Origin of the sequence: Pseudomonas folii (assembly GCF_014357575.1) — a bacterium.
Lineage (GTDB): Bacteria > Pseudomonadota > Gammaproteobacteria > Pseudomonadales > Pseudomonadaceae > Aquipseudomonas > Aquipseudomonas folii.
Genome location: NZ_JACONW010000187.1, coordinates 1 through 9,030, shown reverse-complemented (window position 1 = coordinate 9,030; position 9,030 = coordinate 1). Strand labels below are relative to the sequence as shown.

8 protein-coding genes are annotated in these 9,030 nt (G+C 56.8%); 3 read left to right on the top strand and 5 right to left on the bottom strand.

Going from position 1 to position 9,030, the window contains the following annotated elements; genetic code table 11:
- Positions 1 to 30: 30 nt before the first annotated feature.
- Positions 31 to 1,002, bottom strand: a complete 972-nt coding sequence (locus H8S59_RS24250; RefSeq protein WP_187523063.1) for an aldo/keto reductase — start codon at positions 1,000 to 1,002, stop codon at positions 31 to 33.
- 155 nt (positions 1,003 to 1,157) lie between these two features.
- Between H8S59_RS24250 and H8S59_RS24245 the strand changes: the two genes are divergently transcribed.
- Positions 1,158 to 1,454 carry a hypothetical protein gene (locus tag H8S59_RS24245; RefSeq protein ID WP_095102544.1) on the top strand — a complete coding sequence of 99 codons (297 nt, stop codon included), beginning with the start codon at positions 1,158 to 1,160 and terminating at the stop codon, positions 1,452 to 1,454.
- A gap of 274 nt (positions 1,455 to 1,728) precedes the next feature.
- Here H8S59_RS24245 and ligD read toward each other — a convergent pair whose 3' ends face one another.
- The 3 genes from ligD to H8S59_RS24230 all read right to left on the bottom strand — a co-directional run bounded on the left by ligD (position 1,729) and on the right by H8S59_RS24230 (position 5,832).
- The gene (gene ligD / locus H8S59_RS24240) at positions 1,729 to 4,347 is read right to left on the bottom strand and encodes a DNA ligase D (protein WP_187523062.1); all 2,619 of its coding nucleotides are present in this window, start codon (positions 4,345 to 4,347) and stop codon (positions 1,729 to 1,731) included.
- Between the two features lie 32 nt (positions 4,348 to 4,379).
- Positions 4,380 to 5,282 carry a non-homologous end joining protein Ku gene (gene ku / locus H8S59_RS24235; protein ID WP_095102550.1) on the bottom strand — a complete coding sequence of 301 codons (903 nt, stop codon included), beginning with the start codon at positions 5,280 to 5,282 and terminating at the stop codon, positions 4,380 to 4,382.
- A gap of 91 nt (positions 5,283 to 5,373) precedes the next feature.
- Entirely contained in the window at positions 5,374 to 5,832 is a 459-nt protein-coding gene (locus H8S59_RS24230; protein ID WP_187523061.1) for an REP-associated tyrosine transposase, read from the bottom strand.
- A gap of 440 nt (positions 5,833 to 6,272) precedes the next feature.
- On the opposite strand from H8S59_RS24230, the gene ssuD reads away from it, so the two are divergent.
- Together ssuD and H8S59_RS24220 are read left to right on the top strand one after the other, a co-directional pair.
- Positions 6,273 to 7,409 carry an FMNH2-dependent alkanesulfonate monooxygenase gene (gene ssuD, locus H8S59_RS24225; protein ID WP_095102558.1) on the top strand — a complete coding sequence of 379 codons (1,137 nt, stop codon included), beginning with the start codon at positions 6,273 to 6,275 and terminating at the stop codon, positions 7,407 to 7,409.
- Positions 7,410 to 7,536: 127 nt separating this feature from the next.
- A complete protein-coding gene (locus tag H8S59_RS24220) occupies positions 7,537 to 8,637 on the top strand; it encodes a sigma-54 interaction domain-containing protein (RefSeq protein ID WP_095102561.1) in 1,101 nt (366 codons plus the stop codon).
- Positions 8,638 to 8,652: 15 nt separating this feature from the next.
- On the opposite strand, the gene H8S59_RS24215 is transcribed toward H8S59_RS24220, so the two are convergent.
- Positions 8,653 to 8,988: an antibiotic biosynthesis monooxygenase gene (locus H8S59_RS24215; protein ID WP_095102563.1), complete on the bottom strand. Its 336-nt coding sequence runs from the start codon at positions 8,986 to 8,988 to the stop codon at positions 8,653 to 8,655.
- Positions 8,989 to 9,030: the final 42 nt, after the last annotated feature.

The following is a 9,030-nucleotide window of genomic DNA, read 5'->3' as shown; positions in this document are numbered from 1 at the left end:
AGGAAAATCCCAGAGCCCGCACCTGTATTTTCAAACCAAATCAATCAACTGCTCACGCTGCGCGCCCGTCAGCATCGGGCCGAACCCGGCGCCAGCGTTTTCCAGCATGTATTTCGGGTTACCGGTGCCGGGGATGACACAAGTAACCGCCGGATGCGCCAGGAGGAATTTGAGGGCCAGTTGCGCCCAACTGGTCACACCCACTTGCGCTGCCCAGCCCGGCAACGGTTTTCCTTTTAACCGCCCCAGCAAACCACCACCGCCAAACGGCCGGTTGCAGATCACCGCCACGCCCTTCTCCCTGCACAGCGGCAGGATTCGTTTCTCGACGGCGCGATCATCCAGCGCGTAGTTGATCTGCAGAAAGTCCATCTGCTCAGCCTTTAGCACCGCTTCTACATCGTCATACGCCGACGACGTGTAATGGGTGATGCCGACATAACGGATGCGCCCTTCTTCCTTCCATTTACGCAACGTCGGCAAGTGGGTTTTCCAGTCCAGCAGGTTGTGAATCTGCATCAGATCAATGCGGTCGGTCTGCAACAGTTTGAAAGACTCTTCCATCTGCTGAATCCCCTCCTGACGACCTCGGGTCCAGACCTTGGTGGCCAGAAATGCGGGAGAACGAGGTTTATGTATCGACAGCAGTTCACCAGTGGTTTGCTCGGCACGGCCATACATCGGCGAGCTGTCGATCAGCGTGCCGCCTTTTTCGAACAGCGCATCAAGCACTGCGGACAGACTCTTGTACGCCGGACTTGAAGTCGCGACATCGAAACCGCGGTAAGTGCCCAGCCCGACCATGGGCAGCGGCTCGTTACTCGACGGGATGGCTCGGGTCTGCATGGTGTTTGCTCCTGTGTCCAGGGTCGAAGGCGAAGTTGGCGACGGTATCGTCGGCGGGCTGGGCTGCGCAGCAGCCGAATCGAACGTGAACACCGCCGAAGCACCGGCGGCCAGGGTGAGTATCTTTCTGCGCGTAAAAACAGCAGGGTGCGTCATGGAGTTCCCCTTTGTTTGCTGGTGTCTTGCCTCGCACCGTTGAGTGATCGACTCAAATGACGAGTACCGGTTCAACAGCAACTGTTTCGAAAGGTTGAACGACGAGTGACAAGGGCACGTCAGACCTGTATCGACTCACTGACAGGTACGAGACCATGGACAAGACAATCACTGCGGATCAACTGGCTACCACTGACCTTAGAACAATCAACGAGATCTGGCTGAGGGGATCCACCGAGCTGTGTTTATGGCGCGCGGAGCAGGTGTTTACTCACGACATGCTCAGCGAAGGCACTCACGACCAGAACAGCAGCCGCCTGCTGGTAAAAGTGGATGACATCGAGGACCAGGCAACCGTGGTCGGTATCGAAGCCAAGGTTCGGGAGTTGCTGAAAAACATGGGTATGGAAGGCCATTTTTACCCGGCGGAGCTGGCGAATACCCGAGAGTAAAATCACTGCACTATCCAATTGAAGTGCTATTCCCGTTGTGAGATTCAGTGTTGGCCTGCAAGCTGATTGACGATGTGGGACCGGCTATAGCCGGGAAGGCGGTATTTCTGCAGATGAAGATTCAGCGTCTGTCAGGGCCTCCTCCCGGCTAAAGCTGGTCCCGCAGAATTGCGGAAATCTGTGGGAGCCGGGCTTGCCCGCGATAATTTGTAAACCCGATCATCTGGATGCAGCCCAGACCAAGCCCGGCTCCCCGCACATCAAATCGAACTGCTTACCGCCTTTCAACGCCCAACTGTTTCCACATCTTTTTGGTAATCCGCTGGCGATTGGCGTAGCCCTTCCACGGATCCGCCTTAAGCTTGCGCAAGCGCTGTTGCAGGTTGCCAATGTTCCATTGCTGCGCAGACTTCAGGCCCTCCAGCTCGTCGCGGGCCACCGGGACCGACACCGGCAATCCAGGTCTGGCGCGCACCGAATAGGCGGTCACGGTACTGGCGCCACGGCTGTTGCGCAGGTAATCAATGAAGATCTTCCCCACCCTGTTTTTCGGCCCCATGGTCGCGGTAAAGCGCTCCGGCAATTGCCGGGCAATGAATTCAGCAATGGCCTTGGCGAAGGCCTTTACTGTTTCCCAGTCTGCCTGGCGCTGCAACGGCACAATGATGTGCATGCCCTTGCCGCCGCTGGTTTTGATAAAGGCCTGCAGGCCTAACTCATCCAGCACTGCCAGTGTCATTTGCGTGGCTTCGATCATGCTGCGCCATGGCAGCGCGTCGTCCGGGTCAAGGTCGAGTACAAAGTGGTCAGGGGTCTCGATCCGATCACTGGTCGCCCCCCAGGTGTGCAATTCGATAGTGCCCATTTGGGCAGCGCCCACCAGCGCTTGCACGGTATCGATTTCCATCAGGCGTGCATGTCCCGGGTCCAGTTCGGGTTCAAGCTGCTTGATGTTGGGAATGGCGAGCTTTTCAGAATGCTTCTGGAAGAACTGCTCGCCTGCCACACCCTCCGGGCAGCGCAACAGGGACACCGGGCGACATTTCAGATACGGCAGGATCCAGTCGGCAACCTCTGCATAGTAATGGGCGAGCTCGGCTTTCTGCGTGCCGCTGTCGGTATCAATCACCCGCTCTGGGTGGCTGATACTCACGTCGGCAATCACTACCCGGCCTTTGCTCACAACCGCAGGTTTCTCAGCCTTTGCGGGTTTGGATCGAGATGGCTTTTTTAGTTTTTTGGCCGCCTGAGGATACTCATGAAAAACCTCACTGGCAGGCTTGTCACTGCGCAGCGCGATGAAGGCCCCTTGCCGAATAATGCCTTCCCGCGTCCATTCAGCGAATTCCGCTTCGCAGACCAGCTCAGGCTCAATCCAGTGAACGCCGCGCCCTTGAGCGCTGGTGAGTTTTTTTGCCAGCGGCGACGAATCGCGCTCCAGCTTTTTCAGGCGTTCGCTGATTTGTTTGAGCGTCCGCTCAGAGAACCCCGTGCCGACTCGACCGGCATATACCAGCCCCGAGCCCTCATCGTCCCCGTTTACCGCCAGCAACAATGCACCAAAGCCGCTGCGGGAGCCCTGTGGCTGGGTAAAGCCGACGATGACAAACTCCTGGCGTAAGCGGCACTTGAGCTTGATCCAGTCCGGGTTGCGCTTGCTGAGATAGAGACTGCCGGCCCGTTTGCCAATTACGCCTTCCAGGCCCATGGCGCTGGCACTCTCGACAATATCCTTGTGGCGGGACATGAACGCATCCGAGAAGCGCAACAGCTTGCTACGACTTTTGCCAAGCAGCTTTTTCAACGCAGCGCGGCGGTCCTCCACCGGGGTTTCCCGCAGATCCTGCCCTTCAATAAACGGTGCATCGAAAAGGAAATACACCACGTCTTTGCTGCGGCCGACTTCAAAAGCGTTCTGAAGAGCCTGAAAATCAGGAAGGCCTTCGTCGTTGAGCATGACCATTTCGCCGTCGAGCCAACTGTCTTTTGGCCCCAGCGATTGCAGTGCCTTGGCCTGCAACGGCAGACGGTCGGTCCAGTCATTGCCGTTGCGGCTGAACAGCCGCACCTCACCGTCAAGAATCCGGGTCATGATCCGGTAGCCGTCGAATTTTATTTCGTAAAGCCATTCTCCGTTGGGAGGCGCGTCCACCAGCGTGGCGAGTTGCGGGGCGAGCGTTTCAGGGACCACGCTTGCAGCCTGACTGGGTTTTGCAGCTTTTGTCTTTGCAGTTTTTATCTTTCCAGATTGGGCATTGGCAGGTTTAGCCTTAGACGCTGTCGCTTTGGCCGAAACCGCTTTTTTTTCTGCCGCCGGTTTGCCCACCAACTTGCCGCTGATCACGCTTTGCGGCTGATCGGCGACAATGTCGTATTCAGCGCCAGGCCTGGCGATCTCGTCTTTCTCCTTGATCAGCAACCACTGCTCCTTGTCGCCACTGCCCTTGAGGTGAGTACGAACCAAGGCCCATTCACCCGTGAGCTTCTCCCCTACCAGTGTGAACTTGAGCTTGCCGTCTTTGTAGGTTTGCTGCGGATCGCCATGGGGCTGCCAGATCCCCCGATCCCAGACGATCACATCACCGGCACCGTACTGACCTTCGGGAATACTGCCTTCAAAACTGCCGTAACCCAGCGGGTGATCCTCGACATGGACCGCCAGACGCTTATGGGTCGGATCAAGGCTCGGCCCTTTGGGCACTGCCCAGCTTTTCAGAGTGCCATCCAGCTCCAGTCGAAAATCGTAATGCAGGTTGCGCGCATCGTGCTTGTGGATCACGAAACTCAGGGCGTGAGCGGCCTTGCCTTTCCTGGCCTTGACCGGCGCCTCGGCAGGTTCACTGGTGATATCAAAATTACGTTTGCGGGCGTATTCGCTGGGCTGCTTGGCCATGGATGTTCCTCTGCGACGTCAGGCAATACTCCTCAAGATGCCTTGGTGGTTTTCTTGCGAGGTGGTGTGCGGCGTTTGGTCGGTGCTTTTTCTGCAGGTTCGGCTTTTTTGGCGGCGGGTTTTGCCGGTTTCTTGCTGACCGACCCTTTACCCGCAAGGCTGCGTTTAAGCAGCTCGGTGAGGTCGATGACGTCGGCGCTTTTACGATCAGTGTCCTCCGGCTCGGTTTCGACACTTTCGAGCTTGCCTTCCCGGGCCTTGGTTTCCACCAGCTCCATGATTTGATCCTGGAACGTGTCGCGGTATTCCTCCGGCGTCCAGTCAGCGCTCATGTCTTCCACCAGACGCTTGGCCATGGCCAGTTCGCTTTTATTGAGCTTCACATCGGTGACCGCGTCAGTCAGTTCCAGCGTGTCCAGACCACGCACTTCCGACGGCCAGCGCAACAACACCAGGACCATGGCCGACTCCAGCGGCATTACCGCAGCCAGATGCTGGCGGGTATGCAGGACGACATTGGCCAGGGCGACTTTTTTAGTTTGCACGAGGGTTTCGCGCAGCAAGGCATAGACCTTTTCACCGCGCTTGTCGGGGGCCAGGTAGTAAGGTGTCTCGATGTTTTGCAGCGGGATCTGATCGCCTGCGACGAAACCGAAAATTTCAATGGTCTGGGTCGATTTGGGGTGAGCGGCGCGGATCTCCTCTTCGCTGAGGACTACATAGCGGCCCTTCTCGTATTGCACACCCTTGACGATATTTTCCTTGGTCATCTCTTTGCCGGTGACCTTGTTGATGCGTTTGTAACCCACTGGATCCATGCTGCGCTTGTCCAGCCAGTCAAAATCCACCCCCTGCGAAGAGGTCGCCGAAACCAGCGCAACGGGTATATGCACCAGCCCGAAACTGATCGCGCCCTTCCAGATTGCCCTTGCCATCGCCTGATTCCCTTTATGAGGTGTTTAAAAGTGACCGGGGCGATGCAACAAAAGTTTCGAGGGGAGTGACGGGGTGTTGTGGAGTATGGGCTTAAATCCAAACGGCATCCCAAAGAGGGTAATCACCCACTCGCTGAACCAGCCCCGCTCGCAGTGGGTTAGCGACAATATAGCGGGCGGCTTTTTGCAGGTCGTTTTCATGGCGCAGAGTACGGTCGTAATAGCCCCGCTGCCACAGCGGACCGTGCCAGTGCCGAGAACGCTTGACTGATTGGCTACTTCTGGATTTAACCCGGCACATTAATCCCGGCAACGTTTTATGACGCAGTTCTACGAGCCAATGAAAATGATCAGGCATAACAACCCAAGCCAGAGAGCGAACCAGACCAGCCTCTTCGGCTGAACGGAACTGGTCCACCACCAAGCGCCCTATACGCCAATCCTCAAAAGCAGTCCGACGGTTCTCTACTACCGCAGTCAAAATATAAAAATAACCAATTTGCGAGAAACGGCCCTTCCGTAAATAGTGCCCACGAAATCCTGTAGTCATCGAGAACATCCTGTTTTTTTGAGCGACGTACAAAGGCTAGGAGATTCATGCGTGAGTGTGCGCGCTATTGATTTTCCGGGTATGTCCGCATTACCGCTTCGCAGCCTTCGGCAGCTCCTACGAATCCTGGGCGAATTCAGACGGGCGCCATTGCTGTAGGAGTTGTCGGAGGTTACGACGGCGCCGATAGCGGTCTGCCTGACACACCGCGATTCGCAGCCTTCGGCAGCTCCTACAGATGGGCGCCATACCGAATATTTGTAGGAGCTGCCGAAGGCTGCGAAGCATTCTCAAGTCAAGACATATTCTAAAACGATATAAAAATATGGATATCCGTTCTTTTGAGGAATAAATCCAACCCTTTATAACTAGCCTCCTACTGCTGGCTGAGCAACAGCCAACCAACACATCAGCGCCGCTTGCGGCTCAAGGGTTCTGTCATGGATGTTTTCTGGTTTCTTCCGACTCACGGCGACGGTCATTTTCTGGGTACCACCAAAGGTGCTCGCCCGGTGACCTTGAACTACCTCAAACAGGTGGCTCAAGCGGCAGACGATCTGGGCTACCACGGCGTACTGATCCCGACGGGTCGTTCATGCGAAGACTCCTGGGTGATTGCCTCTGCGCTGGTGCCGTTGACCGAAAAACTGAAGTATCTGGTGGCGATTCGTCCGGGCATCATTTCACCTACCGTTTCGGCGCGCATGGCGGCAACCCTGGATCGTCTGTCTGGCGGCCGTTTGTTGATCAATGTCGTCACCGGCGGTGACCCTGATGAAAATCGCGGTGACGGCAGTTTCCTTGATCACAGCGAACGCTATGAAGTGAGCGATGAATTTCTGCAGATCTGGCGCCGTGTATTGCAAGGCGAATCCGTGGATTTCGAAGGCAAGCATCTGCGCGTGCAGAACGCCAAGGCGCTGTATCCGCCGATTCAGAAACCTTATCCGCCGTTGTACTTCGGGGGCTCGTCCGAAGCCGCGCATGAACTGGCGGCTGATCAGGTGGATGTTTACCTGACCTGGGGCGAGCCGCCCGCCGCCGTCGCAGAAAAACTCGCCGATGTTCGAGAGCGTGCGGCACGCAAAGGTCGCACGGTGAAATTCGGTATTCGCCTGCACGTTATTGTCCGCGAAACCAGTGAAGAGGCGTGGAAAGCAGCCAGCACCCTGATCGAGCACATCAGCGACGAAACCATCGCGGCGGCACAGAAGTCCTTCTCGCGCTTTGACTCTGAAGGCCAGCGCCGCATGGCGGCCTTGCACGACGGCCGCCGGGACAATCTGGAAATTGCGCCAAACCTGTGGGCAGGCGTGGGTCTGGTTCGGGGTGGCGCCGGTACTGCATTGGTGGGTAACCCGCAGGAGGTCGCCGCACGCATCAAGGAATATGCCGACCTGGGTATCGAGAGCTTCATCTTCTCCGGCTACCCGCATCTGGAAGAAGCCTATCGCTTCGCCGAACTGGTCTTCCCGTTGCTGCCTGAGCCGTATCGCAGCCTGGCCGGGCGTGGCATCACCAACCTGACCGGACCGTTCGGGGAAATGATTGCCAACGATTTGCCGCCGCAGAAGTAGGAGTCAGGTTTCAGTAGACGCCAACGTGTTAGAGGGACGGAGCTTCTGAGCAATCAGGTCCGATGCCTCGCCAACAAGTTGGCTCCTACAGGTAAATGTCGACTCCAATAAAAAACAAGTGAGCCCCATGCAGCTACTAACCCTACCGCCGAACCCCGCACTGGCGACTTCAATCCGCGCCACGGCTCAGGTGTTCGAAGACCCAAAATCAAAAGCCTTGCTGGCCCACCTCAAGCAGATAGCGCCCAGCGATGCCAGCGTATTGATCATTGGCGAAACCGGCACCGGCAAGGAGTTGGTTGCGCGGCACATTCATAACCTCAGCGAACGTCGTAACCAGCCGTTCGTTGCAGTCAATTGCGGGGCATTTGCCGAGTCACTGGTGGAAGCCGAGCTGTTCGGCCACGAGAAAGGTGCCTTCACCGGTGCCTTGAACGCCAAGGCGGGATGGTTCGAAGAGGCCAATGGCGGCACGCTGTTTCTCGATGAAATCGGCGATCTGCCCATGCCGATCCAGGTCAAACTGCTGCGCGTGCTACAGGAGCGCGAAGTGGTGCGGCTGGGTTCGCGCAAAAGTATTCCCATCAATGTCAGGGTACTGGCGGCAACCAACGTGCAGCTGGAAAAGGCAATCAATGCCGGGCATTTCCGCGAGGATCTGTATTACAGACTGGATGTGGTGAACCTCGAACTGCAACCGTTGCGCGAACGTCCCGGCGATATCCTGCCGTTGGTCAGGCACTTCATCGACGCCTACAGCCAGCGCCTGGGATATGGGCCGATCCGGATTACTGCCGAAGCCGAGCGCAAGCTGCAAAACTATAGCTGGCCCGGAAACATTCGCGAGCTGGAAAACGTCATTCATCACACGCTGCTGATCTGTCGTGACGGATTGATTCAACGTGATGACCTGCGTCTGACCAATCTGCGTATCGAGCGCCAGGACGATCAACCCGCAATCGACGAATCTGTCGACGCGTTACTGGAGCGGGCTTTCCATAAACTGTTCGAGGAACAGGCTGGCGCGCTGCATGAAAAAGTCGAAGACGCATTGCTGCGGGCGGCTTACCGTTTCAGTCACTGCAACCAGGTCCACACCGCTGCGCTACTGGGTTTGACCCGCAACGTCACTCGTACCCGACTGATCAAGATTGGCGAACTTGCGGTGAACAAGCGGCGGCCCGGTGAAAACTTGCAGGGTGACCGGGTGATGCAGGTTTCGGTCTGAACAGTGCTGTGCCTGTCAGCTCCTGGCCGGGATGGTCCGAGTGACCTGCCAGGTATTGAAGGTCACTGCGCTGACCTGATGCCGACGCAGCAGTGCGATAAAATCCTGCTCATTCGCCTCGGCATTGAGCAACGCCTCTTCGCTGGCTCGCCGTGATTGCCAGAGGGTCTGACCGAGCACACGGCAGCCATCATCGCTGGCCTGAACGCTGGCGCTGATAAAACCGGGATAGGTGCAGGTATAGCGCTCGAACTGCTCTGTTAATGCCGTCATCAGGCTCGACTGTTGAGCGGGAGTTACGGTGAATTCAATGAGCTGGTTGAAGCGTGGATTCTCTTCTGCTGACTGCATGACAGCCTCCCATCAAAAAAATATGACTACCTGATTTTTTGA